This window comes from Nocardia sp. BMG111209, from assembly GCF_000381925.1.
In the GTDB taxonomy this organism is placed as follows: domain Bacteria; phylum Actinomycetota; class Actinomycetes; order Mycobacteriales; family Mycobacteriaceae; genus Nocardia.
This window is the reverse complement of record NZ_KB907307.1, coordinates 4,754,412-4,779,386: the sequence shown is the minus strand read 5'-3', so window position 1 is coordinate 4,779,386 and position 24,975 is coordinate 4,754,412. Positions and strand designations below refer to the sequence as shown.

Here is a 24,975-nt window from a genome sequence, read left to right as displayed (position 1 = left end):
CGGGTGTGGGTCAGTCTGGCCGGGTGACGGCCGGCCGGTCGGGTGTCGGTCGGGCGGGGGTCAGCGTGCGCCGAGGATGCCGGGGGTCACGGCGTGGACGAGGGCCCAGGCTCGGTCGATCGGGACGTCCCGGATGTGGTAGCGCTTCTTGCCTGCGGCGGTGGCGGCGACGACGGTGGCGAGTCCGGCGCGGCGCTGGAAGAAGGTCTGCCGGACCGTCCAGCCGATGACGCCGGGTGCTGCCAGGCAGTGCCGTTCCCGATCGAGGCTGCCGTCGCGGGTGATCAGCCAGGTCGGCCGTGCGCCCGCGCCGGGCAGGATCGCGTGGCCGAGTCCGCGGTACCGATCCTCCGCCACGGCCGCCGCGGCGACGCCGAGCAGTGCCAGGATCGGCCAGACCCAGACGGGAATGTGGTTGCCGCCCAGTGCGATTCCGAGGGTGATCACGGTGGCCAGGGCCACCGGGGCGAGGGCTCTGGTGTAGCGCCGCCGGTGTGCGCGCGGCCCGTGCCGTAGCGGTTCCGCGGTCACCGGCGCCCAGGCCTCGCTCGGAACGGGTTGCCGCGCAGGCGTATTCGCTTCGGCCTCGGCCTGCCGGATGGTTTCGGACAACAGGTGGGCGAGCGTGCGATCGACCGCTGCTCGCGGCGCCTGGGGCAGAATGCGTTGGCGGGTACGGGTTCCCGTCATCACGGCCTCCAGTTCCGCTGCACCGGCCAGTCGTAACAGCAGCGGTTCGTTCACGGTGGCGCCGCGCAATCGGGACAGGTCCAGGGTGATCTGGCGTGTGGTGAACAGGCCGTGATTGATGTGCAGGCGACGGCCGTCGTCGATCACCCGCAGGCCGTACCACGTCGTCAGATACCGCAGGCAGGCCGCCGCCGCGCTGACCAGCAGCAGGATCGCGATCCCGGTCAGGGCCACCACCGCGAGGAAGAGGACGCTGTGCCGGCCGAGACCCTGCACGGTCTGCGAACGCACCAGCCGATCGGTGGCGCCGTATTGCGAGGCCAGACCGGCCAGCGGGCCGAAGATCGCCAGCCCGGTCAGCGACAACGGCGCATACCGCACCCACCCCGCCCGCCAATGCCCGATCTCGGCGCCGTCCGGCTCGTCGACCGCGACGGACCACGGCTGACCGGCCGCGCTCCGTTCGGTGGGCGCGACGGACCCGGCCATATCGACCGGCCCCCGGGTGGCAGCGGCTACGGCCCGGCCCGGATCGACCGTCCCCTGTTCGATGGCGGCTATGGACCCGGCCGGGTCGGCCGTTCCTGGATCGGCCGTTGCCAGGGACCTGGTCGCATCAGCCGTTTCTCGATCGCTGGCGGCCACGGGCCCGCCCGGACCGCCGGCTGCTCCTCGATCGGTCGTCGCCGGGGGCCCGGCTGGATCCGTGGTCGTCCGATCGGCGACCGCCACGGGCTCGCCCGGATCGGCCGTGTCTTGTTCGGTGGCGGCCGAGGACCCACGCCGATCGGCGGACTGTCGTTCGGTGGTGACCACGCCGGGGTCGGCTGTCCCTCGGTCGGTGGCGGCCACGGATCCGCTCGGACCGCCCGCCTCGTGATCGGCGATCCCGGCGGGAACGGCTTGCGGCGCAGTGAGTTCCGTGGGGGCGGACCCGTTCGGCGTGGTGCCGAGCAGGGCGGCGCGGAGGGTGGGGACGGCGCGGGCGTCGACGCCGTCGAGGTGGAAGCGCTCCTCGCGGCCGGCCAGTTGTCCCGTGCCGATGGCCAGTACGGCGAGTCCGAGCAGGCGGTGCAGTAGGTCGGCATGGACGTCGACCGAGCGGATCCGGGAGCGGGGCACGGTGAGTGTCTTGCGCTGGATCAGGCCGCGGCGCAGTTCCACGGTGTCCGGGCCGAGCCGGTAGGTGGTGGTGAACCAGCGCGTCACCGCCACCGCGACGATGACCGCCAGGGCCCCGAGGCCCCACATCGGATTGTCGTTGCGGGTACCGATGATCACCGTCGCCAGCAGGACGGGGATGTAGCGGACCACCTCGCGCACCGGATGCAGCAGCAGCATCCGGCGATCGAGGCGCTGCCAGGGTGCGGCGACCGGTCCGGTCATGTCGCGTCACCGCGGTCGGCGGCGGCGCTGGCGGTCAGCAGCGCCACGGTCTGTTCGGCGACCGGCAGGGCCAGTGCGGTGATCCGGACCGCGCCGGCCGAGGAGGCCGTGGTGACCGTGACCGTCGCGAGGCCCAGCAGCCGCTCCAGCGGCCCGCGGTGGGTGTCGACGGTCTGCACCCGGGTCAGGGGCGCGACCCGGCTCTCCTGGGTGAACCAGCCGGTGCGGACATAGACGGCGGTGTCGGTGATCTCCCAGCGGTGCACCGCGTATCGCCACAGCGGCACCACCACCACGCTGAAGGCCGCCGCGAGCGCGCTGAGCAGCAGTACGATCAGCGCGACGGCCCGCCGGCCGTCGTCGAGGACGAGCCAGACCGATTCGGCGATCAGCACCACCGCCCAGCCGAATGCCGGGGCGAGCGCCCACAGCAGTTTCGCGCGGGGGCTCGGTCGCCGGGCCGGTGCGCCCATGATGCTGACCGGGGGCGGAGGTTCCAGCGGCAGGCCCATAACGACAATCGTGGCACGCACCCCCGACGGAAGTCTTGCGCCGGAGCCGGAATAGCCTGCTCGGACACCGGGTTGTGTCTCGGCAACGGACACCAGAGGGAGAAACAGTCGGATGGTTGGCGCATGATCGACAGCGTGACGGATCTACCGAACCCGGGCGTCCCGCCCATCCCGCCCAGCTCCTCGGCCATGCGCCGCGCGCTGCGCCGGGCCCGTGACGGTGCGACGCTCAACCTCGACGAGGCGGTCGTGCTGCTGCATGCCCGCGGCGACGATCTGGCGGATCTGTGCACCTCGGCTGCCCGGGTGCGGGACGCCGGGTTGCGGGAGACCGGCTACGCCGGCGACGGCCCGCTGCCGATCACCTATTCCCGCAAGGTGTTCATCCCGCTCACCCATCTGTGCCGGGACAAGTGTCACTACTGCACGTTCGTGACGGTGCCGGGCAAGCTGCGCGCCGAGGGCCGCGGTATGTATCTGGAACCGGACGAGGTGCTGGAGATCGCCGCCCGGGGCGCCGAATTGGGTTGTCAGGAGGCGCTTTTCACCCTCGGCGACCGGCCCGAGGAACGCTGGCCGGAGGCCCGGCAGTGGCTGGACGAGCGCGGCTACGACTCCACGCTGGACTATGTGCGCGCGATGTCGATCCGGGTGCTGGAGGAGACCGGCCTGCTGCCGCACCTCAATCCGGGTGTCATGTCGTGGGCGGAGATGTCGCGGCTGAAGCCGGTGGCGCCGTCGATGGGCATGATGCTGGAGACCACCTCCGAGCGCCTGTTCACGGAGAAGGGCGAATGTCATTACGGCAGCCCGGACAAGGATCCGGCGGTGCGGCTGCGCACGCTGACCGACGCGGGCCGGCTGTCCGTTCCGTTCACCACCGGCATCCTGGTCGGCATCGGCGAGACGCTGGTCGAGCGGGCCGATTCCATTCTGGCGATTCGCAAGGCGCACAAGGCTTTCGGACATGTGCAGGAGGTGATCGTGCAGAACTTCCTGGCCAAGGACGACACCGCGATGCGCGACACCCCCGATGCCGATCTCGCCGAGTTCCGCGCCACCATCGCCGTCACCCGGCTGCTGCTCGGCCCGAAGATGCGGGTGCAGGCGCCGCCGAATCTGGTCGCGCTGGACGAGTGCCGGATGCTGATCGAGGCGGGTATCGACGACTGGGGCGGCGTCTCGCCGCTGACCCCGGATCACGTGAATCCCGAACGGCCCTGGCCGAATCTGGATGTGCTGGCCGAGGTGACCGCCGCCTCGGGCTACGTGTTGACCCCGCGCCTGACCGTGCATCCGAAATACGTGCGCGCGGGTAATCCGTGGATCGATCCGCGGGTGGCCGGGCATGTCGCCGCGCTCGCGGATCCCGACACCGGCCTGGCCCGCACGGTGAATCCGGTGGGCCGGCCCTGGCAGGAGCCGGATCACGACTGGGAGTCCGTCGGCCGCGTCGACCTGAACACCGCGATCGACTCCGAGGGCCGCAACACCGAGTCCCGCAGCGATTCCGGGCTCGGCACCGAGATCGTGGGTGCGTTCGGCGACTGGGAGACGGTGCGTGAGCAGGTGCTGTCGCTATCGGCCCCGGTGCGGCTGGACACCGATGTCACCGCGGCGCTGCGGGCCGCCGAACAGGATCCGGCCGGGCTCACCGACGATCAGTATCTGGCGCTGGCCACCGCCGACGGCCCGGAACTCGACGTCGTCGCCGCCCTCGCCGACCAGTTGCGCCGCGACACCGTCGGCGACGTGGTGACCTACATCGTCAACCGGAACATCAACTTCACCAACATCTGCTACACCGGCTGCCGGTTCTGCGCCTTCGCGCAGCGTAAGGGCGATGCCGACGCCTTCGCGCTGTCCGCCGAGGAGGTCGCCGACCGCGCCTGGGAGGCGTATGTGGAGGGCGCCACCGAGGTGTGCATGCAGGGCGGGATCGATCCCGACCTGCCGGTCACCGGCTACGCCGATCTGGTCCGGGCGGTGAAGAAGCGGGTGCCCTCGATGCATGTGCACGCGTTCAGCCCGATGGAGATCGTCAACGGCGCGTCCCGCGGCGGTGCCAGCATCCACGACTGGCTGACCGCGTTGCGCGAGGCCGGCCTCGACACCATCCCGGGTACCGCCGCGGAGATCCTCGACGACGAGGTGCGCTGGGTGCTCACCAAGGGCAAGCTGCCCACCTCGGCGTGGATCGAGGTGATCACCACCGCGCACCGGGTCGGCCTGCGGTCCAGTTCGACGATGATGTACGGCCATGTGGACAACCCGAAGCACTGGGTGGGCCATCTGCGGGTGCTGCGCGGCATCCAGGACGAGACCGGCGGTTTCACCGAATTCGTGCTGCTGCCGTTCGTGCACCAGAGCGCGCCGCTGTATCTGGCGGGAGCCTCCCGGCCCGGCCCGACCGTCCGGGACAACCGCGCGGCGCACGCGCTGGCCCGGATCATGTTGCACGGCCGGATCTCCAACATTCAGACCAGCTGGGTGAAGCTCGGCACCCGGGGCACCCAGTTGATGCTCGAGGGCGGCGCCAACGATCTCGGCGGAACCCTGATGGAGGAGACCATCTCCCGGATGGCCGGTTCCGAGCACGGCTCCGCCAAGACCGTCGCCGAACTGGTCGGAATCGCCGAGGGGATCGGCCGCCCGGCCCGGCAGCGCACCACCACCTACGGCATCCCGCCGGAGCGGACCCCGCTGCCGCTGCCGGTCGGCTGAACGGCGACTACTGTGGACCGGTGACGAGCGATGCCGCGCGTCACCGATCGACGGTTGCCCGTCGGGGGCTGTATTAGGTAAGGCTGACCGGCAGTAACCTTCAGGCCTGAGGATAGTGTTCCGTGCGCGGAACACCCGCAGGCAAGGACCAGACTAGGAGAGACCGGCAGTGCCGTACATCATCGCTGAACCGTGCGTTGACGTGAAGGACAAGGCATGCATCGAGGAATGCCCCGTGGACTGCATCTACGAGGGTGGGCGCATGCTGTACATCCATCCGGACGAGTGCGTGGACTGCGGTGCCTGTGAGCCGGTCTGCCCCGTCGAGGCCATCTTCTACGAGGACGACACCCCGGACCAGTGGAGCGGTTACGTGAACGCCAACGTCGACTTCTTCGACGATCTGGGTTCCCCGGGCGGCGCCACCAAGGTCGGCAAGGTCGATTTCGATCCGCCGTTCATCGCGGCGCTGCCGCCGATGGCCGGCGAATAGCGGTAGGTCACCGACGTTGTCCACGCGTGGCCCGGTCAGTGCACTGCTGCCCGATTTCCCCTGGGACACCATCGCCGACGCCAAGCGGCGGGCGGCGGAGCATCCCGGCGGCATCGTCGATCTGTCGGTCGGCACACCCGTCGACCCGGTCGATCCGCTGATCCGGGCGGCGCTGGCCTCGGTGTCGGAGGTGCCGGGTTATCCGGCGACGCACGGTACCCCGGAGCTGCGGGCGGCGGCGGTCGACGCGCTGAAGCGCCGCTACGGTATCACCGGCGTCGCCCCAGAGGCGGTGCTGCCGGTGATCGGCACCAAGGAGTTGATCGCCGGGCTGCCGCGGCTGCTCGGCCTGGGCGGCGACGATCTCGTGGTGATCCCGGAGGTCGCGTACCCCACCTACGAGGTGGGTGGGCTGCTGGCCGGAACCCGGGTGCTCCGCGCCGACGGCGTGACCCGGCTGGGGCCCGAACGGCCCGCGCTGATCTATCTGAACTCGCCGTCGAATCCGACCGGCAAGGTGCTCGGCGTCCCGCATCTGCGCAAGGTCGTCGAATTCGCCAGGGAGCGTGGGGCGATCGTCGCCTCCGACGAGTGCTATCTGGGCCTGGCCTGGGACGAGCCGGCGGTGTCGCTGCTGGATCCGGAGGTCTGCGACGGCGACCACACCGGCCTGCTGGTCATCCACTCGCTGTCGAAGACCTCGAATCTGGCCAGCTACCGCGCCGGATTCGTCGCCGGTGATCCGGCGCTGGTGCGCGAACTGCTGGAGGTGCGCAAGCATTCCGGCATGATCGTCCCGCTGCCGGTACAGGCCGCGATGACCGCCGCCCTCGGCGACGACACCCACGAACAGCAGCAGCGCGAGCGCTACCGGCGCCGGCGCGAGGTGCTGCGGAATGCCTTGCAGCAGGCCGGTTTCCGGATCGACGAATCACACGCCGGGCTGTACCTGTGGTCCACCCGCGGCGAGAACGCCCGGGTCACGCTGGACTGGCTGGCCGAGCGCGGCATCCTCGCCGCACCCGGTGACTTCTACGGTCCGGCCGGTACGCAACACGTGCGGATCGCCCTGACCGCCACCGATGAACGCATCGCGGCGGCGGCGCAGCGCTTGACGGCCTGAGCGGCCTCGACTTGCCGCCGCGCCCCGAGCGGTCGGCCGCACCGCGACGGACCGGGTCGGCGCGTCCCGATCACACCAGCGGCAGGCCGAACCGCCGCCGGACCCGCAGATCGAAGAGATAGGTGTTCAGCGGCATACACCGGATCGCCGGGGGCATCCGCCGCCACACCGTCGAAACGGCGCCCAGGATCCGGCGATAGCGCCGTTCGTCGCGGTCGGTCCAGGTCATACCCATCTCGTCGCGCAGATGCTGCGGCAACAGGGCCGTCACGCCGTAGCGGTGGAAACGCCCGAACAGCACCTGATTCCAGCGCGGCATCATCTTCAGGTCGATCAGATCGTCGAAGTAGCGGCGGACGGGTTCGTCGATGGTGCGCTTCGCGAGATTCTCGTCCCAGTACCGGTAGAAGGCGGCGCGATCGGCGGGCCACATGTCCGGGCGCATCTGCAGGGTGGTGCCGAGCCGCGCGCCGTAGCGGTAGAACCGTTCGGCCAGTTCGGGTTCCATCGGCCCGCGCATCCGGGTGTAGAGGTCGTCGATACCCCAGTACAGGCAGGCGGCCACCCACAGCTGGAGTTCCGGATCGAAGGCGTTGTACTTCACCGGACTGTCCGGTCCGGAGCGCACCGGGCGATGGGATTCGTTGACCGCCTTGCGATATGCCCAACGCTCCTCCTCGGTACCCAGCCAGGCGACGGCGAGGTAGGTGAGGGTGGTGCGCAGCCGCTTGATCGGATGCAGGGTCACCTTGCCGCTGTCCACGGTGCTCTCCAGCACGCCGTAGCCGACGGGCGGATAGGACAGCTGCATGATCACATTCGCCACGCCGCCGAGGAAGGCGGCGATGCCGTCGATGTGCAGCCGAACCTCCGCGGGAGTGAGCGCGGCCGGCGGGGTGGACTGCTCGTCGACACAGCTCGAGGTGGTGGACGTCATCGTCGGGTCGGCTCCTCGGTCACGCTCCACCTGGTGAAGCTCGGTACGTTGAGAAACTTCTCACTTCACTTTCTCATCGTGATCATCGAGTGTCAATTGTTAGAGTTCAGAGATGGCCAAGCTTGCGAAACTGCTGCCGCTGGTGCGCGATGCGGGCGCCGAGGACGGTAACCAGGCGGCCGTGCTCGACGCGGCGCTGATGGCGTTCCTGGATTTCGGCATCAAGCGGACCAGCATGACCGAGGTCGCCCGGCGCGGCGGCCTGTCCCTGGCGACGCTGTATCGGCGCTTCGCCGGTAAGTCCGAGTTGGTCCAGGCGGTGGCGCTGTGGCAGGCGCGGCGATTCGTGGAACAGGTCGACGCCGTCGTACAGGCGCAGGTCGACCGCGACGCGAGCGCCGAGGACCAGATCGTCGAACTGTTCATCGCATTCCTGGCCGGACTGCGCCGCAACCGACTGCTGGAACGACTGCTGAACACCGAGCCGGAGATCGTACTGCCGTATCTGACCACCCGCGGCGCCCCGGTCATCGAACTCGGCCGCGACTACCTCGCCGAGTTCATCACCCGATTGCAATCGGAAGGCAAACTGCCGCAATACGATCCGCTGCCGGTAGCGGAGATGGTCGCCCGCACCTCCCTGTCCCTGTCGCTCACCCCGCAGACGGTGATCCCCATCGACGACGACGCAGCCGCCCGCCAGTTCGCCCGCAGACACGTAGTCCCCGGGTTCGTATAGCTGTATTTTCGGCCTCCGCTTCGCTCCGGCGGGTTCGCGGCCCTCAAGTCTCGGTCCTTCCCTCCTCCGGTCAGTCGCTGCGCTCCCTCCCTCCGTCAGTCCAGGACCGAGCCGGGCCGCGAACAGCGTTGTCGGGCCTGCTGATCGGTGACCGTCGACAGGCGCGCCGCCCTCGGGGTGAGGTGGGGGCCGAGAGCACTAGGCTGGCTGGATGTCGTTCGGATCGTTGCCGTTGCTGAGCTCGCTGAATCCGGCTGCCGTGGCGGCCGGTGCGGATCTGCCGGATGCCGTCACCATCGACGGTGTCACCCTGTCCCGTAGTGATGTGATCGGCGCGGCCACCTCGGTGGCGGAGCGGGTGGCGCAGGCGCAGCGGGTCGCCGTGCTGGCCCGGCCGACGGTCACCACCGTGCTGGCCGTGGTCGGCTGCCTGATCGCCGGGGTCACAGTGGTGCCGGTACCGCCGGATTCCGGCAAGGCCGAACTCGCGCACATCCTCTCCGACTCCGGGGCACAGGCCTGGCTCGGCGATGCACCCGAGGGCACCGAGTTGCCCGTGCTGCCGGTGCGCCGCCATGCCCGCTCGTGGCACACCTACCCCGAACCCCCTTCGGACACCACAGCTTTCGTGCTCTACACCTCGGGCACCACCGGCGCCCCGAAGGGGGTGCTGCTGAGTCGCGGCGCCATCGCCGCCGGGCTGGACGCCCTGGCGCAGGCATGGCAGTGGACCGCGAAAGATGTTCTGGTACACGGACTTCCGCTCTTCCACGTACACGGACTGATTCTCGGCCTGCTGGGACCGCTGCGGGTCGGCAGCCCACTGATCCACACCGGCAAGCCGACACCCGAGGCCTACGCGGCAGCCGCGGGCACCCTGTACTTCGGGGTGCCGACCGTATGGTCGCGGGTGGCCGAAGATCCCGTCGCGGCAAAGGGTTTGGCAGGTGCCCGGCTGCTGGTCTCGGGCAGCGCCCCCCTGCCGGTGCCGGTGTTCGAGCGCTTGCGCGAACTGACCGGGCTGACACCGATCGAGCGCTACGGCATGAGCGAAACCATGATCACCCTCTCCACCCGCGCCGACGGCGAGCGTCGCCCCGGCTGGGTGGGCGTACCGGTCGCCGGGGTGCAGACCCGGCTGCGCGACGAGACGGGCGCGCCGGTACCGCACGACGGCGAGAGCGTCGGCGGCCTGCAGGTGCGCGGCCCGATGCTGTTCGACGGCTACCTCGGCCGCCCCGACGCCACCGCAGCCTGCTGGACCGAGGACGGCTGGTTCGCCACCGGCGACGTCGCCGTGATCGACGCCGAGGGCTTCCACCGCATCGTCGGCCGCGAATCGGTGGATCTGATCAAGTCCGGCGGATTCCGGGTGGGCGCCGGCGAGATCGAGACCACCCTACTGGGCCACCCACAGGTGGCCGAGGCCGCAGTGGTCGGCCAACCGGACGCCGATCTCGGCCAGCGCATCGTGGCCTACGTGGTCCCCCGCGACGGCGCCCACCACACCCTGCCCCAGGACCTGATCAACCATGTGGCGCAACAACTCTCGTTCCACAAGCGTCCCCGCGAGGTGCGCCTGGTGGCAAGCCTGCCCCGCAACGCGATGGGAAAGGTACAGAAGAAGCTGCTGAGCTGACGGTTCGGCCACACGCCTTGACCTCCACCTAACTCGAGCTTCTAGGCTCGACCACATGATCGCAACCTTGTCGCCCGCCCAGATCGAATACATGCGCAGCCAGCGGCTGGGCCGCTTGGCCACCGTCCGCCCGGGCGGCGCACCACAGAACAACCCGGTCGGCTTCCACTACAACGAGGCCCTGGGCACGATAGACATCGGCGGCTACCACCTCGGCACCTCACAGAAATTCCGCAACCTGGCCAAGGAACCCCGCGTCTCGTTCGTCATCGACGACATCAAGTCCGTGCAGCCGTGGGAAGTACGCATGCTGGAGATCCGCGGCACCGCGGAGGCCCTGACCGACGTGACCACCTACCTCGGCGGCGGTTCCCCCGAACTGATCCGCATCACCCCCACACGGATCATCGCCTTCGGCATCGAGTGATCCCCGGACACCCGGCCCGCAACACGCAAACCCGTTGTCCCGCAACACCTATAGCCCACCGCCCACCGCCCACCGGTAACGGTCGAAGTGCGAGCCGGTACCGGCTACCGGCCCACCCCGCCCCGGTCACCAATACGCAGGCCCAACGCTCCTGTTCGCGGCCCGGCCCACCGGTCCCGGTCACCGATCCGCAGGCGTAACGCTCGTGTTCCCGGCCCGCCCCGACCCGACCTGGTCACCGATCCGCATGCTGAGCACGCCCGTTCGTAGCCCAGCTCACCCGGCCCCGGTCACCGATGCGCGGGCTGAGCACGCCTGTTGGTGGCCTCACCCCGGTCCCGGTCACCAATAAGCAGGCGTAACGCTCCTGTTCGTGGCCCGGCCCGATCCTGGACTGACGGAGGCGGGGGAGCGAAGCGGAGGAGCCGGAGGAGGGAAGGATCGGGCCCGGAGGGCCGCGAACCCGCCGGAGCGAAGCGGAGGCCAAAAACACAGCCTGTCAGCAACACGCAGGCCCAACACTCAGCCCCAGCCCCGCTCAACCCGGCCAGCCACCCAATCAGCGCCCGATACCGCCCAATCAGCACGCAATGTCACCTAATCAGCGCGCAATACCACCCCATCAGCGCAATACCACCCAATCAGCGCCAACACCACTAATTAGCGTGCAACGCCGCATTCAACTCGATCCCGGTCCCCTTACGCGGCACCACCTCCACCGCACCCGACAACGAGTTCCGCCGAAACAACAAATTAGACCGCCCCGACAGCTCCACAGCCTTGACCGACCCCCCGTCCGGCAGCACCACCTTGGTCCCCGCCGTGACATACAGCCCGGCCTCCACAACACAATCGTCACCGAGCGAGATACCCAGCCCCGCATTCGCCCCCAGCAAGCACCGCTCCCCGATCGACACAACTTCCTTACCCCCACCGGACAAAGTGCCCATGATCGACGCCCCACCGCCGATATCGGACCCGTTCCCCACCACCACCCCGGCCGAGATACGCCCCTCGACCATCGACGCCCCCAAAGTGCCCGCGTTGTAATTCACAAACCCCTCATGCATCACCGTCGTGCCCTCGGCCAAGTGTGCACCCAACCGCACCCGATCAGCATCAGCCACCCGCACCCCACTGGGCAGCACATAATCAACCAGCCGAGGAAACTTGTCCACCCCGTAAACAGTGACCGCCCCCCGCCCCCGCAGCCGAGCACGGACCAACTCGAACTCTTCCACCGCGCAAGGACCGTGATTGGTCCACACCACATTCGACAACAGCCCGAAGATCCCGTCGAGGTTCGCACCATGCGGCCGCACCAACCGATGCGACAACAGATGCAGCCGCAGGTACACATCATGCGTATCGACAGGCGCAACCGAGATGTCGGCAATGGTCGTCCGAACGGCAACCACGTCGACCCGCCGAGCCTCGTCGAACCCGACCAACTCGGCGAACCGGCCGTACTCAGGATCACCCGGTTCCAGCCGCCGGCTTCCGGCCGCATCGAATGCGCCGAGTTCCGGATACGGATACCACGTGTCGAGGACCGTGCCGTTGACGGTCACCGTAGCGAGGCCGACCGCAGTTGCTCCCTGAATACTCACGCGCCGAGTTTAGGTCAGCGCCGATCGGCGACATACGCGGGAGTGCGCCGCACAGCCCCCTGAACAGCGGGCGACCACAAAGTGTCGCCCGGATCGGAGTGGGCTATCTCACAGGTGAACTGCTGGTGATTCGGCCGCGGCGGATCTCAGAGTGGAAAGAGGGGATAATCGGACGACACCTAGGCTGGCTCGAATGACGACGATCGATTTGCATGCCGACCCCATCGCCCTGACCGCCGCCCTCGTGGACATTCCGAGCGTGTCGCGGGACGAGGCGGCCATCGTCGACGTCGTCGCCGAGGCGTTGCGCGAGCAGACCCGGGGCTTCGAGGTGGTGCGCCACGGCAACACCGTGCTGGCCCGCACCCACCGCGGCCTGCCGACCCGGGTGATCCTGGCCGGCCACCTGGACACCGTGCCCATCGCGGACAACGTGCCGGGCCGGTTCGAGGTCGATCCGCACGGCAACGAGATGCTCTACGGCTGCGGCACCTGCGATATGAAATCCGGCGACGCGGTATTCCTGCACCTGGCCGCCACGGTCGCCGACCCGGTCTGCGATCTGACGCTGATCTTCTACGACTGCGAGGAGATCGCCGCGGAGTTCAACGGCCTCGGCCGCATCGAACGTGAACTGCCGCAATGGCTCGACGGCGATCTGGCCGTCCTGGGCGAGCCGTCCGGCGGCTGGATCGAGGCCGGTTGCCAGGGCACCCTGCGGGCCCGGCTCACGGTCACCGGCACCCGCGCGCACACCGCGCGAGCCTGGCTGGGCGACAACGCGATTCATCACCTCGCCCCGATCCTGGAACGGCTCGGCGGCTACCGGCCGCGCGAGGTCGAGCTGGACGGCTGCGTCTACCGCGAGGGCCTGTCGGCGGTGCGCATCTCCGGCGGGGTGGCCGGCAATGTCGTGCCCGACGAGGCCGAGGTGGACGTGAACTTCCGCTTCGCCCCCGACCGCACCCTGGATCAGGCGACCGAACACGTGCGCGAGGTGTTCGACGGTCTCGCAGTGGATTTCGAGCGCACCGACGGCGCTCCCGGCGCGTTACCCGGCCTGTCCGCGCCCGCGGCCAAGGATCTCGTGGAGATGGTGCACTCGCACGGTGGCGGCGGGGTCCGGGCCAAGTACGGGTGGACCGACGTCTCCCGCTTCGCCGCCCGCGGCATCCCGGCGGTGAATTTCGGCCCCGGCGACCCGAATCTGGCGCACAAGGTCGACGAGCACGTACCCACCTCCCAGATCACCGTCGTCTCCGACATCCTGCGCAGTTATCTGACCGGACAGGCAGGGCCGCTCGACCCCGGCTCGGCGGAGGTTGCGGACCGGTAGCGTTGGCGGTATGTCCGACGGCGTACCCGAGTCCACTCGTACCCCTCGATCCGCGCCGAAGATGCGCGGTCCCATCCAGTTGCGCGGCGATCTCAAGCGCGGCGGCGGCACCACCGACGCCCATCTGCTCGACGGCCACGGCGCCACCGACTGGGTGCACACCGATCCGTGGCGGGTCCTGCGAATCCAGAGCGAATTCGTCGAGGGTTTCGGCGCACTCGCCGAAGTGCCCAGGGCGGTGGCGGTTTTCGGCTCGGCACGGACCCCGGCAGACTCCCCGGAATATCAGGCGGCGCAGGCGATCGGGGCCGCGCTGACCCGGGCCGGATTCGCGGTGATCACCGGCGGCGGGCCCGGCATCATGGAGGCCGCCAACCGCGGCGCCTGCGAGGAGGACGGGCTGTCCATCGGATTGGGGATCGAGCTGCCGTTCGAGCAGAGCCTCAACGAGTGGGTGGATCTCGGCATCAACTTCCGATACTTCTTCGCCCGCAAGACGATGTTCGTGAAGTACTCGCAGGCCTTCATCTGCCTGCCCGGCGGATTCGGCACTCTCGACGAGCTGTTCGAGGCGCTGACCCTGGTGCAGACCCGCAAGATCACCCGCTTCCCGATCGTGTTGTTCGGCTCGCGGTACTGGGCGGGCCTGATGGACTGGCTGCGCGATTCGCTGCTCGGATCGGGCAAGATCGCTGCGGGCGATCTCGAACTGCTGTATGTGAGCGACAGTGTGGACGAGGTGGTCGACATCGTGCTGCGGGCCGCCGAGACCGCGGCCGCCGAGGATGCCATCGGTACGGAGGATCAGTGGTGAGCGAGCGTGTGAACGATCCGTCGCGGCCCTATGCCGTCTGCGTCTACTGTTCGGCCAGCGCCGACGATCCGGCCGCGCTGCGCCTGGCCGCCGAGGTCGGTGCCGAGATCGCCAGGCGCGGTTGGCAATTGGTGTCCGGCGGCGGCCGGGTGTCGATGATGGGCGCGGTGGCGACGGCCGCGCGGGCCGGCGGCGCGCACACCGTCGGGGTGATCCCGAAACGACTGGTGCACCGCGAACTCGCCGATGTCGACGCCGACGAACTGATCGTCACCGACACCATGCGCGAGCGTAAGCAGATCATGGAGGACCGGGCCGACGCCTTCCTCGCGCTGCCCGGCGGCATCGGCACGCTGGAGGAACTGTTCGAGACCTGGACCGGCGGTTATCTGGGCCAGCACGAGAAGCCGGTGGTGGTACTGGATCCGGACGGGCACTATCGCGGCCTGTTCGACTGGCTGGGCGGGCTGACCGCGACCGGATTCGCCGGGCGCGGCACGCTGGAACGGGTTACCGTGACCGCGGAATTCGCCGCGGCTTTCGCGGCGCTGCACGGGGATTCGCCCGGGATGGAGGGGACACAGTGACCACCGCGACCACCTTCGGCCTCCTGGATCTGGTCCGCTGCCTGCCCGGGATGGTGCCGGACCTGCCGGAGATGGTCCGCTCGGCGCGGGGCATGCTGGTCGGGCCGGACGATCGGACCTCGGTGGGGCACGTGTTCCAGCGCACCGCGCAGCAGACGCCGAGCCGGCCGTTCCTGCGCTTCGAGGATCGCAGCTACACCTACGGCGAGGCCAACGCCGAGGTGAACCGATACGCGAGTGTGCTTGCCGCGCAGGGGGTCACCCGCGGCGACGTGGTCGGCGTGCTGATGTCGAACCGGCCGGAGACGTTGCTGCTGGTCCTCGCGACCGTGAAACTCGGTGCGACCGTGGGCCTGTTGAACCACAACCAGCGGGATCGGGTGCTGGCGCACAGTTTCGGGCTGTTGCACAGCGTGCTGAACGTGGTCGGCGAGGAGTGCCGGGAGGCGGCGGACTCGCTGCCGGAACCGATCCCCAACGAACTGCCGGCGGCCGAACTGCAACGGCTGGCCCGCACCGCCGATGCCGCGAATCCGCCGGTGTGCGAGGACATCCGGGCGCACGAGCGCGCCTTCCTGATCTTCACCTCGGGCACCACCGGCCTGCCGAAGGCCAGCGTGATGACCCATCTGCGGTGGGCCAAGGGCATGTACGGACTCGGCGGCCTCGGTGTGCGGCTGCGCGCCTCCGACACCCTGTACTGCTGCCTGCCGCTCTATCACAACAACGCGCTGACGGTCGCGCTCGGAGCGGTGCTGCGCGCACGGGGGACCTTCGCGCTGGGCCGGAAGTTCTCCGCCTCCGGATTCTGGGCCGAGGTGATCGCCACCCGGTCGACGGCGTTCATCTACATCGGCGAACTGTGCCGATATCTGCTGAACCAGCCGGCCCGGCCGCAGGAGCGCGAGCACGCGGTGCGCCTGGTGGTCGGCAACGGCCTGCGGCCCGAACTGTGGGACGAGTTCCAGCGCCGGTTCGGGATCCGCCGGATCGTCGAGTTCTACGGCGCCAGCGAGGGCAATGTCGCGTTCGTGAACGCGTTCGGCCTGCCGCGCACCGCCGGATTCGGCCCGCTGCCGTACGCCATCGTCGAATTCGACGACGCCACCGGCAAGGCGAAGCGGTTCCCGGACGGCCGGGTGCGGCGGGTGGTGCCCGGCGGGGTCGGCCTGCTGCTGACGAAGGTGACCGAGCGGTCGCCGTTCGACGGGTACACCGACGCCGCGGCCACCGAGACGAAACTGGTCCGCGATGCCCTGGATCCCGGCGACGCCTGGTTCGACACCGGCGATCTGGTGCGCGACCAGGGCTGGCATCACGTCGCGTTCGTCGACCGGCTCGGCGACACCTTCCGCTGGAAGGGCGAGAACGTCGCCACCACCGAGGTGGAGAGCGCCTTCGACGGTATCGAGTCGATCACCGGGGCGGTCGTGTACGGCGTGGACGTCCCGGGCGCCGACGGCAAGGCCGGGATGGCCGCGATCACGCTGCGGCCCGGCGCCGCCTTCGACGGCCGGGAGCTGGCCGCGCGGCTGTACCGCGACCTGCCCGGTTACGCGGTGCCGCTGTTCGTCCGGGTGGTCGCGGAGCTGGAGACCACCTCCACGTTCAAGAGCCGCAAGGTGGACCTGCGCCGCGCGGGCTACGCCCCGGCCGACGACAGCGCGGTGTATGTCCTGGCCGGCCGGACCGAGGGCTATCTGCCCTGGTATCCGGCCTATCCGGCCGAGGTCGCGGGCGGTCCGGCGCCCCGGTCCTGACCGGGTATACGGTCGCGCGCCGGCGGGTATTCCGGTGCCGACCCGACCGGCGCGGCCGGGCCGAGTTGTGATCAACTGGATGTGACGTGCGAGACGTGAGTCCAGGAAGGCGGACGAGCATGAGCTCCGTGGTGTTGTCCACCTTGTGCGGGAAACCGGTGCCGACGGATCGGGCGCTGGTCATGGCGATCGTCAACCGCACCCCCGATTCCTTCTACGACCGGGGCGCCACCTTCACCGACGAGGCGGCCATGGCGGCGGTGGCCCGCGCGGTGACCGAGGGGGCGGATCTGGTCGACATCGGCGGGGTGAAGGCCGGACCGGGCAGCGAGGTCGACGCCGCCGAGGAGGCGCGCCGGGTGGTCCCGTTCGTGGCCGCGATCCGCGAGCGCTACCCGGACCTGCTGATCAGTATCGATACCTGGCGCGGCGAGGTGGCGCGGGCCGCCGTCGCGGTGGGTGCGGACCTGATCAACGACACCTGGGCCGGCGCCGATCCGGAGCTGGCCGCGGTCGCCGCCGAACTGGGCGCGGGCATCGTCTGCAGCCACACCGGCGGCGCACGGCCGCGCACCCGGCCGCATCGCGTGCGGTACGCCGATATCGTCGCCGAGGTCACCGAGACCGTGGTGACCGCGGCCGAGGCCGCCGCGGCGGCCGGGGTGAGCAAGGACGCCATCCTCATCGACCCCACCCACGACTTCGGGAAGAACACGTATCACGGGCTCGAACTGTTGCGCGCAGTGGACGTTCTCGTTAAAACCGGATGGCCGGTCTTGATGGCGCTGAGCAACAAGGATTTCATCGGAGAGACACTCGGTGTCGGGCTCTCCGAACGCTTGGAGGGCACGCTCGCGGCGACGGCGTGGTCGGCCGCGGCGGGCGCCCGGGTATTCCGCGTCCACGAGGTCGCCGCGACCCGGCGGGTGGTGGACACGATCGCTGCGATCCAGGGCCTGCGGCCCCCCGCACGAACCTTGCGAGGTCTGGTATGACGATCAACTCTCATTCGACCGCCCCCGACGACCAGCGTCACGCCGATACGGTCGGCTGGTCGCGCTCGCATACCTGGGATCAGCCCGGCTGGACCGTCGACGAGCTGGTCGCGGCCAAGCACGGCCGGACGGTCTCCGTGGTACTGCCCGCCCTGAACGAGGAGAAGACCGTCGCCGACGTGGTGGCCAGTATCCGGCCGCTGGTCGGGACGCTGGTCGACGAACTGGTGGTGGTCGACTCCGGTTCCACCGACGCCACCGTCGCGCGCGCCCGTGCCGCCGGCGCCCGGGTGTTCACCCGCGAGGAGGCGGTGCCCGAACTGGACCCGTTGCCCGGCAAGGGTGAGGTGCTCTGGCGCTCGCTGGCCGTCACCGGCGGCGATCTGGTGGCCTTCGTCGACTCCGATCTGATCGACCCGGACCCGATGTTCGTGCCGAAGCTGCTCGGCCCGCTGCTCACGGTCGACGGCACCCATCTGGTCAAGGCGTACTACCGGCGCCCGCTGCGGCACGGCGAGATCGTCGATCACCACGGCGGCGGCCGGGTCACCGAACTGGTCGCGCGGCCGCTGCTCGCGGCGCTGCGGCCCGGACTGTCGCACGTCCTGCAGCCGCTCGGCGGCGAATACGCGGGCACCCGGGATCTGCTCACCTCGGTCCCGTTCGCACCGGGTTACGGCGTAGAGATCGGCCTCCTGCTGGACACCTACGACCTGCTGGGCCTGTCGGCGATCGGCCAGGTGAACCTCGGCGTCCGTACCCACCGCAACCGCCCGCTCTCGGATCTGGGCAAGATGAGCCGGCAGATCGTCGGAACCATGCTGGCCCGCAGCGGAATTCGCGACTCTGGTGCCGCCCTCACCCAATTCCCCCTGGTGGCAGGCGAATTCACACCGCTGGACACGGAAGTGTCACTGGCGGACCGCCCCCCGATGAACACCATCCGCCCCGACCGCGTAGCCGCATAGCCGAACCCCCGGCGCAGAGCCTGCCCCGAGCCTGCACTACCCGCACCGCGCACGCGGGGCCCGCCCAGGGCCTGGACTGACGGAGGCGGGGGAGCGAAGCGGAGGAGCCGGAGGAGGGAAGGCCCGGGGTCACGAGGGCCCCGCCGCCGCAGCGAAGCGGAGGCAGATAACTCAACGCTCGTGCCGGTAGATGGGGGTGAGCAGGTCGGCCTCCAGCGGCTCGCCGGTGTTGCGGTCGTAGCGCACACCCACGACGGCCGAGAACGGCAACGTGCCCGCCCGCTCGTGCAGGGTGGCCAGCCGGGTGGCGAGCAGCCGGATGGCACCCAGCGAGCCGGGCGGGTGCAGGCCGTCGATCACCAGAACCGTGCCGCGGCCGTCGGGCCGGGGCAATCGGGCCAGATAGGCGATGTCGTACGGTTCGGTGCCGCCGGGCCGGTACACCCGCCGGGCCGCCCGATCCTCGATACCGCGCCGGACCCGGCCCGCGCGCGCGACCGTCCGCCGCAGCCGCGGATCGGCCGCGACCAGGTAGCGCAGGCTCGGCGACAGTTCCGGCCCGCCCAGGATGATGAGACCCTCCCGGTCCATGTCCACCGGCCGGCCGGGCAGGAAACGCTCCACCGTGGCCGCGAAACCCAACTCCCGCAACAGTTCCACCAGCCGATGCGGCGCCGCGGCGTCCGGCGCGCCGATCAGGGGCGCGGCGCGGGTGGTGGCGCGGACGTCCGGGGTGAGGATGGTGAGCGGGCCGTGCCCGAAGAACAACCCCTCCGGCACCGGTCCCTGGGTGCTCACCTGATGGATGCGGGCCCGCGACAGTCCCGCGGCCGCACCAATTCTGGCGAACGTCCAGCCCTCGGCGTGCAGTTCGCGGATCACGGCTCGCCGGATGCGCGTGAGTTCGTTGATGGTCTGCTGCGCCTGGGCGACCCCTTCGGTGGCGGCCTTGAGACGTTCGACCCGGTCCTCTATCGCGAACACCCGTGCGACCTCATCGGCCGACATGTGCGCAGTCTAGACAGCTCGACAGCCGGATGCGTCCAGTCGGGTTGACGCCGAACACGTCCGGCGGCGTCAGGTCGCGTCGAAATCGATCGGCGGGGTCTCGTTGTGGGCCAGTGGTTTCGGGGTCTCCGGCAAGCTCTGCCCGGGGGCCGGCAGTGGCATGGCGGTGCCGCCGCCGGTCGGGGTGACCGGGCCGTTGGCCGTGCCGAAATTGCCGCTGAACAGCGAGTCGTCACCGTCGAGCAGGTGTTTGGTGACCATCGAGCGCGGGGTCATCCCGCGCAGTCCCTCCAGCGGTTTGCGTAGTTCGTTGAGCTCCTCGAGCGGCTTGCGCAGCTCGTCGAATTCGGGGCCGAGTTCGGTGCGGAGCTGGCTGGTCGCGCCGCTGGCGTAATCGCGCACCTGCCGCAGGCTCTGCGCGGTCCAGCGGATGGCACCCGGAAGCCGCTCCGGGCCCAGGATCATCAAAGCGGCGACCACCAGGATCACCATCTCGGGCCAGCCGATATTGAACATGAGTCCAGGCTACTGGGGTTGCTGGGGAGCGTTCTTGTCGGATTCCAGCGTGACCGGAACGTCGACGCGGCGGCCGTCCCGGATCAACTGGAAGGTGACCGTCTCGCCGATGTTGTGGGTCTGCACCGCGACGCTCAGTTCGGCCGGATCCGCGACGTCGCGATCGCCGACCCGGACGATGATGTCGTTCTCGGCGATGCCGGCCTTGGCCGCCGGGCTGTTCGCCACCACGTCCTGTACCGCCGCGCCGCTCATCACGTCGTTCTCGACCTGCTGGGTCTTGGCCGACACGCCCAGCCACGGGTGGTAGACCACACCGTCGCGGATCAGCGTCTGCGCGACCTGCTGCACCAGATCGACCGGGATCGCGAAGCCCAGGCCGACCGATCCGCCGCTCTCGCTGCGGATGGCGGTGTTGATGCCGATGAGCCGGCCCTGGTTGTCGACCAGCGCACCGCCGGAGTTGCCGTGGTTGATCGCGGCGTCGGTCTGCACCGCGTCGAAGGCGCCGGCGGTGTCGTCGCCGGCCTCCGGGCTCTCCTTGATGGGCCGGTGCAGGGCGCTGACGATGCCGGAGGTGACCGTCTTGGTCAGGCCCAGCGGCGAGCCGACGGCGAGTACGTCGTCGCCGACCTGCACATCGCCGGAGCGGCCGAGGCGGGCGACCGTGAGATTCTTCACGTCGACCTTGAGCACCGCCAGATCGGTCTTCGGATCGCGGCCGACCAGCTTGGCCGGCACCCGGGTGCCGTCGGAGAAGGTGACCTGGATCTTCGCCCGGCCGGACTTGTCGGTCGCGGCCATCGAGATGACGTGGTTGTTGGTGACGATGTAGCCGCCGCCGTCGATGACCACGCCGGATCCGAGGGCGCCGTTGTCGCCGACGGTCTCGCGGATCGAGACCACCGAGGGCAGGACCGCATCGGCGACCTTGGCCACCTGGCCGTGCGGGCGCTCGGTGGACGCGTCCTGCTGCAGGGTGACCTTGCGTGAGGTGAGGGTGGAGGCGGTCTCGGCGGTGAGCCGGCCGATCAGGCCGCCGGCCACGCCGACGATCACCGCGACGACGGCCAGCGCCGCCAGCGCGCGCGGCGCGACCTTGCCGCCGAAGAGGACCTCGCGGGCGCTGAGCCGGACGCCGGGTGGCAGGGCCTGCGGGCGCGGGGTGTGCAGGGCCGGTGCGCCGAGCGCGGCCGCCGCCGCCGGATCGCGCCACGGATCCGCGGGTGCGGCGGGTGCGGCCGGTGTGGTCTCGGCGTCGGGATCGCGTTGTAGTAGTTCGCCGGAGCCCGCCGGGCGGCCGAAGGCCTCGGCCAGCACGCCGTCGGGCGGGCGGTTCACCTCGACCTCGGTGGCGGAGCGCGGCGCGGATTCGCCGGCCGCGATCGGCGCGAAGGAGCCGCCGAGCCCCTCCGGGCGGCCGAAGGTGCGGGAGGTGTGCTGATCGACCTCGGGCCGGTACACCGGCCGCGGGCCCAGAATCGGTGCGTCCGACGGGCGCAGGGTGCCGCCGTCGCCGTTGGCCGTGGCGCCGCCGGGGCGGGTCAGGTCCGTCTCGGCGCGGGACGCCGCATCGGGCCGCCGGTCCGCCGCCTGCGCCCCGGTCCCGGGGTGCGCATCCGGTACGCCCGCGGTGCTGTCGGCGGAATTCGATCCCGCCGGTTCGCTTCCGGTGTTGGTCGATTCGGTCGTCACGGAGTGAACTCTACTTGCGCCACCACCCGGTCCACCGCCTGCTGTCCGAACTGATTTCGCGGTTCGCCGGTGCGGCGAACCGGAACGAATCCGCCCGCAGGCCGAGGAAACTCGCGCCGCGGGACATGCCCTCCAGACCGGGGGCGGACAGCGTTTCGGGACCGGGCAGATTCTCGGGACCGGTGAGGTGGGCCAAGGGAATTCGGCTGAGCGTGTCGTGCAGGCCCAGGGGTGCGGAGATCTGCCGTTGCGCGGCCTGTCGCAGCGCGATCCGCGCCTGCTGCTGGGCCTCCACCTCGGCGGCGCACTCCGGGCACTTGGCCAGATGCTGTGCGGCGCGCAGGTAGGGATTCATCCGCAATTCGCCGTCGACATAGGCGGCGATGGCCTCGGTGGCCAGATGTTCGGTGGCGGCGAATCGAGGCGGGCGCGCGGGGGCCCGACCGGACTCGCGACCTGCCGAAGCAGCCTCCTCGCCACTCATACGGTGCACACCCTTCCGACGGACCGAAATCTACGCCAGGTGCCGCTCGCGCGCGATGCGGAAGATCACCCGACTTTCTCGTCAGCGGCAAACCACTGCTGAGATCCATTATGCGCAAGGTACTCCCGCAGTGCCTGACGGCCGCGGTGGATCCGGCTGCGCACGGTTCCCAGCTTGACGCCCAGGGTGGCGCCGATCTCCTCGTAGGACAGGCCCTCGATATCGCAGAGCACCACGGCGGCGCGGAACTCCGGGGCCAGCGAGTCCAGGGCGGACTGCAGGTCCGGGTCCAGGCGGGCGTCGTGGTAGACCTGCTCCGGCCCGGGGCCCTCGGCGGGCACCCGGTCGTAGTCGTCGGGCAGCGCCTCCATCCGGATGCGGTTGCGCCGGCGGACCATGTCCAGGAACAGATTGGTCGTGATGCGGTGCAGCCAGCCCTCGAAGGTGCCGGCCTGATAGCTCTGCAGCGACCGGAAGACGCGGATGAACGTCTCCTGGGTCAGATCCTCGGCGTCCTGCGGATCGCCGGTGAGGCGGTAGGCGAGCCGGTACACCCGATCGGCGTGCTCGCGGACCAGATCGTCCCAGGACGGCATCATGGTCCGGTCGCCGGTGGCGTCGAAGGCCGCGGTGCCGGACAGGGCATCGTCGAGCTCCTCGGCCTCGGACAGGGCCTCGGTCTCGGCGATGGCCTCGGCCGCCGCGACGACCTGCGGCTCCACCACCTCGGACGGCTCGGCGGCGCCGGGCAGCGCGTAGGCGCCGGGAAGCTGGTATTCGACCGAGTCGGTGCCCGTGGGCAGCGTCGACTCGGGGAGGGTGGCGTACTTGCGCGCCGCATCGACCTTGTGGATGGTGGCACCTCCTACTCGGGACCAGGGTCGGCGCTCGCGGCTGGGCCGCGAATGTGTGGTACAACCGGACACGAAGTCCGATATTCCCGCGCCGCCCGACGGTCGGCCGGTCTTTGCGTAGCCACAACTCTCTCCGGTCCCGATGTGCCGGTGGTTATGAGAGGCTGAGGAACGCCTGAGAACATCGGCGACTCGAGAAAAATCCTCGCATCGCCTCGTCGCAGCCGGACTCCGGTGGGGTCCCGCCGTTAGCCTCTTAGCCGTGACCCTCTTACCTCCGGCCTCCCCGTCGCCACCGGCCGCGCTCGCGGCGGCGGCCCTGCAGCGGAATCTCGCGTACGTGGAGGCCTCCATCGTCGAGGACGAGATCCTGCAGGCGGCCCGGGAGCGTGCGATCGAACTGGGTGCGGCGCCGGTGGCGCCGTCGGTGGGCGCGCTGCTCAGTATCTACGCGCAGGTGTCGGGGGCCCGGTCGGTGGTCGAGGTCGGCACCGGGGCCGGGATCAGCGGGTTGTGGCTGCTCGACGGCATGCGCGAGGACGGCACGCTGACCACGATCGACTCCGAGCCGGAACATCAGCGCGCGGCCCGCGACGCGTTCCGCTCCGCGGAGATCCCGCCGGCCCGCACCCGGCTGATCAACGGCCGGGCCCTGGACGTGCTGCCCCGGCTCGCCGACGGCGCCTACGACCTGGTGTTCATCGATGCCGCGCCGCTCGAGCATCCGCAGTACGTCGAGCAGGGGGTGCGGCTGCTGCGCTCCGGCGGGGCGATCCTGCTGCACAACGCGCTGCTGGGCGGCCGGGTGCCGGATCCGGCCCAGCGCGATCCCGCCACCCTGGCGGTCCGGGCGGCCACCCGCGCCATCGCCGAGGATTCGCAGCTCACCAGCGTGCTCATCCCGGTCGGCGACGGCCTGCTCTGCGCCTCGCGCAACTGATACCGGTTACCCGGATCGAACTCGCGGCGGACTCTTGCTGGCCGACTGAACATATGTTTAATATACTGAACATGTGTTCAAAGGAGCAGCCGTACCGGAAAGATCCGCCGACGAACTGAATACCCGCGCCCGCATCCGGGACGCGGCGATCACGGTCTTCGGCGACGAGGGTTTCGGGGTCGGGGTGCGCGCCATCGCCACCGCGGCCGGAGTGTCGCCGGGGCTGGTCAATCACCACTTCGGCTCCAAGGAGGGCCTGCGCGAGGCGTGCGACGACCACGTCCGCGAGGTCATCCGCAAGTCCAAGCTGGAATATATGCAGCGCCCCTCGCCCAACGGGTTGCTGCAGTCACTGGCCGAGATCGAGGATTTCGCGCCGTACCTCGCCTACCTGCGCCGCAGTTTCGCCACCGGCGGGGCCCTGATGCTCGACATGTTCGAGCACATGACCGCCGACGTCGAGGACTATCTCGCGGCGGGTATCGCCTCCGGGGTCCTCAAACCCCTGCGGGATCCGAAGGCCACGGCGCGCTTCATGGCCTACCAGAACGGCGGTGGGTTCTTCCTGTTCCTCCAGGTGCTGGAGGCCCGGCAGGGCGGCCCGCTGGATTACCGATCGGCCCTGCGCGAGTACGCCGACCACATGTTGCTGCCCGCGCTCGAGATCTACACCAACGGCCTGCTCACCGATTCGATGATGTTGGACACCGTACTCGGTGAGCAGTAAAACCATTCTCT

23 protein-coding genes are annotated in these 24,975 nt (G+C 69.8%); 14 read left to right on the top strand and 9 right to left on the bottom strand.

Annotated features, from left to right (window positions below; genetic code table 11):
* Positions 1 to 60 precede the first annotated feature (60 nt).
* Both G361_RS47125 and G361_RS0122185 read right to left on the bottom strand, forming a co-directional pair.
* Positions 61 to 2,076 carry a PH domain-containing protein gene (locus G361_RS47125; RefSeq protein WP_019929314.1) on the bottom strand — a complete coding sequence of 672 codons (2,016 nt, stop codon included), beginning with the start codon at positions 2,074 to 2,076 and terminating at the stop codon, positions 61 to 63.
* Entirely contained in the window at positions 2,073 to 2,588 is a 516-nt protein-coding gene (locus G361_RS0122185; RefSeq protein WP_019929313.1) for a PH domain-containing protein, read from the bottom strand. Before G361_RS0122185 ends, G361_RS47125 begins: the two co-directional genes overlap by 4 nt.
* Positions 2,589 to 2,711: 123 nt before the next feature.
* Between G361_RS0122185 and G361_RS0122180 the strand changes: the two genes are divergently transcribed.
* The 3 genes from G361_RS0122180 (at position 2,712) to dapC (ending at position 6,928) form a co-directional block, all read left to right on the top strand.
* Positions 2,712 to 5,312 carry a bifunctional FO biosynthesis protein CofGH gene (locus G361_RS0122180; protein ID WP_019929312.1) on the top strand — a complete coding sequence of 867 codons (2,601 nt, stop codon included), beginning with the start codon at positions 2,712 to 2,714 and terminating at the stop codon, positions 5,310 to 5,312.
* A 169-nt stretch (positions 5,313 to 5,481) separates the two neighbouring features.
* The gene (fdxA, locus tag G361_RS0122175) at positions 5,482 to 5,805 is read left to right on the top strand and encodes a ferredoxin (protein WP_026343351.1); all 324 of its coding nucleotides are present in this window, start codon (positions 5,482 to 5,484) and stop codon (positions 5,803 to 5,805) included.
* Between the two features lie 16 nt (positions 5,806 to 5,821).
* Positions 5,822 to 6,928, top strand: a complete 1,107-nt coding sequence (gene dapC / locus G361_RS0122170; RefSeq protein WP_019929310.1) for a succinyldiaminopimelate transaminase — start codon at positions 5,822 to 5,824, stop codon at positions 6,926 to 6,928.
* A gap of 70 nt (positions 6,929 to 6,998) precedes the next feature.
* Here the strand turns inward: dapC and G361_RS0122165 are convergent, their stop codons facing one another.
* Complete coding sequence (locus G361_RS0122165; RefSeq protein WP_019929309.1) at positions 6,999 to 7,865, bottom strand: oxygenase MpaB family protein; 867 nt, start codon at positions 7,863 to 7,865, stop codon at positions 6,999 to 7,001.
* Between the two features lie 112 nt (positions 7,866 to 7,977).
* On the opposite strand from G361_RS0122165, the gene G361_RS0122160 reads away from it, so the two are divergent.
* The 3 genes from G361_RS0122160 (at position 7,978) to G361_RS0122150 (ending at position 10,670) form a co-directional block, all read left to right on the top strand.
* A complete protein-coding gene (locus G361_RS0122160; protein WP_019929308.1) occupies positions 7,978 to 8,604 on the top strand; it encodes a TetR/AcrR family transcriptional regulator in 627 nt (208 codons plus the stop codon).
* Positions 8,605 to 8,815: 211 nt separating this feature from the next.
* Positions 8,816 to 10,243, top strand: a complete 1,428-nt coding sequence (locus G361_RS0122155; RefSeq protein WP_019929307.1) for an acyl-CoA synthetase — start codon at positions 8,816 to 8,818, stop codon at positions 10,241 to 10,243.
* A 55-nt stretch (positions 10,244 to 10,298) separates the two neighbouring features.
* Positions 10,299 to 10,670 carry a PPOX class F420-dependent oxidoreductase gene (locus G361_RS0122150; RefSeq protein ID WP_019929306.1) on the top strand — a complete coding sequence of 124 codons (372 nt, stop codon included), beginning with the start codon at positions 10,299 to 10,301 and terminating at the stop codon, positions 10,668 to 10,670.
* Positions 10,671 to 11,326: 656 nt separating this feature from the next.
* Here G361_RS0122150 and dapD read toward each other — a convergent pair.
* Positions 11,327 to 12,280, bottom strand: coding sequence for a 2,3,4,5-tetrahydropyridine-2,6-dicarboxylate N-succinyltransferase (gene dapD, locus G361_RS0122145; RefSeq protein ID WP_019929305.1), 954 nt, complete (start codon positions 12,278 to 12,280; stop codon positions 11,327 to 11,329).
* 193 nt (positions 12,281 to 12,473) lie between these two features.
* Between dapD and dapE the strand changes: the two genes are divergently transcribed.
* The 6 genes from dapE (at position 12,474) to G361_RS0122115 (ending at position 18,740) form a co-directional block, all read left to right on the top strand.
* The gene (gene dapE, locus G361_RS0122140; RefSeq protein ID WP_019929304.1) at positions 12,474 to 13,616 is read left to right on the top strand and encodes a succinyl-diaminopimelate desuccinylase; all 1,143 of its coding nucleotides are present in this window, start codon (positions 12,474 to 12,476) and stop codon (positions 13,614 to 13,616) included.
* Between the two features lie 10 nt (positions 13,617 to 13,626).
* Positions 13,627 to 14,430, top strand: coding sequence for a TIGR00730 family Rossman fold protein (locus G361_RS0122135; protein WP_026343350.1), 804 nt, complete (start codon positions 13,627 to 13,629; stop codon positions 14,428 to 14,430).
* Positions 14,424 to 15,017: a TIGR00730 family Rossman fold protein gene (locus G361_RS0122130; RefSeq protein ID WP_019929302.1), complete on the top strand. Its 594-nt coding sequence runs from the start codon at positions 14,424 to 14,426 to the stop codon at positions 15,015 to 15,017. Before G361_RS0122135 ends, G361_RS0122130 begins: the two co-directional genes overlap by 7 nt.
* Complete coding sequence (locus G361_RS0122125; protein ID WP_019929301.1) at positions 15,014 to 16,777, top strand: long-chain-acyl-CoA synthetase; 1,764 nt, start codon at positions 15,014 to 15,016, stop codon at positions 16,775 to 16,777. The genes G361_RS0122130 and G361_RS0122125 overlap by 4 nt, the downstream gene beginning before the upstream one ends.
* Positions 16,778 to 16,896: 119 nt before the next feature.
* On the top strand, positions 16,897 to 17,772 hold the full coding sequence (gene folP / locus G361_RS0122120; RefSeq protein WP_019929300.1) for a dihydropteroate synthase: 876 nt from the start codon (positions 16,897 to 16,899) through the stop codon (positions 17,770 to 17,772).
* The gene (locus G361_RS0122115; RefSeq protein WP_019929299.1) at positions 17,769 to 18,740 is read left to right on the top strand and encodes a glucosyl-3-phosphoglycerate synthase; all 972 of its coding nucleotides are present in this window, start codon (positions 17,769 to 17,771) and stop codon (positions 18,738 to 18,740) included. The genes folP and G361_RS0122115 overlap by 4 nt, the downstream gene beginning before the upstream one ends.
* A 171-nt stretch (positions 18,741 to 18,911) precedes the next feature.
* Here the strand turns inward: G361_RS0122115 and G361_RS0122110 are convergent, their stop codons facing one another.
* From G361_RS0122110 to sigE, 5 genes are all read right to left on the bottom strand, one after another.
* Positions 18,912 to 19,748, bottom strand: coding sequence for a hypothetical protein (locus G361_RS0122110; protein WP_019929298.1), 837 nt, complete (start codon positions 19,746 to 19,748; stop codon positions 18,912 to 18,914).
* A gap of 69 nt (positions 19,749 to 19,817) precedes the next feature.
* A complete protein-coding gene (tatB, locus tag G361_RS0122105; protein ID WP_019929297.1) occupies positions 19,818 to 20,264 on the bottom strand; it encodes a Sec-independent protein translocase protein TatB in 447 nt (148 codons plus the stop codon).
* Between the two features lie 9 nt (positions 20,265 to 20,273).
* Positions 20,274 to 21,959: a trypsin-like peptidase domain-containing protein gene (locus tag G361_RS0122100; RefSeq protein WP_019929296.1), complete on the bottom strand. Its 1,686-nt coding sequence runs from the start codon at positions 21,957 to 21,959 to the stop codon at positions 20,274 to 20,276.
* 10 nt (positions 21,960 to 21,969) lie between these two features.
* The gene (locus G361_RS44450; RefSeq protein WP_019929295.1) at positions 21,970 to 22,443 is read right to left on the bottom strand and encodes a zf-HC2 domain-containing protein; all 474 of its coding nucleotides are present in this window, start codon (positions 22,441 to 22,443) and stop codon (positions 21,970 to 21,972) included.
* Positions 22,444 to 22,508: 65 nt separating this feature from the next.
* Positions 22,509 to 23,369 carry an RNA polymerase sigma factor SigE gene (gene sigE, locus G361_RS44445; protein ID WP_019929294.1) on the bottom strand — a complete coding sequence of 287 codons (861 nt, stop codon included), beginning with the start codon at positions 23,367 to 23,369 and terminating at the stop codon, positions 22,509 to 22,511.
* Positions 23,370 to 23,616: 247 nt separating this feature from the next.
* On the opposite strand from sigE, the gene G361_RS0122085 reads away from it, so the two are divergent.
* Positions 23,617 to 24,237, top strand: a complete 621-nt coding sequence (locus G361_RS0122085; protein ID WP_026343348.1) for an O-methyltransferase — start codon at positions 23,617 to 23,619, stop codon at positions 24,235 to 24,237.
* Positions 24,238 to 24,310: 73 nt separating this feature from the next.
* Positions 24,311 to 24,964: a TetR/AcrR family transcriptional regulator gene (locus G361_RS0122080; RefSeq protein ID WP_019929292.1), complete on the top strand. Its 654-nt coding sequence runs from the start codon at positions 24,311 to 24,313 to the stop codon at positions 24,962 to 24,964.
* Positions 24,965 to 24,975 lie beyond the last annotated feature (11 nt).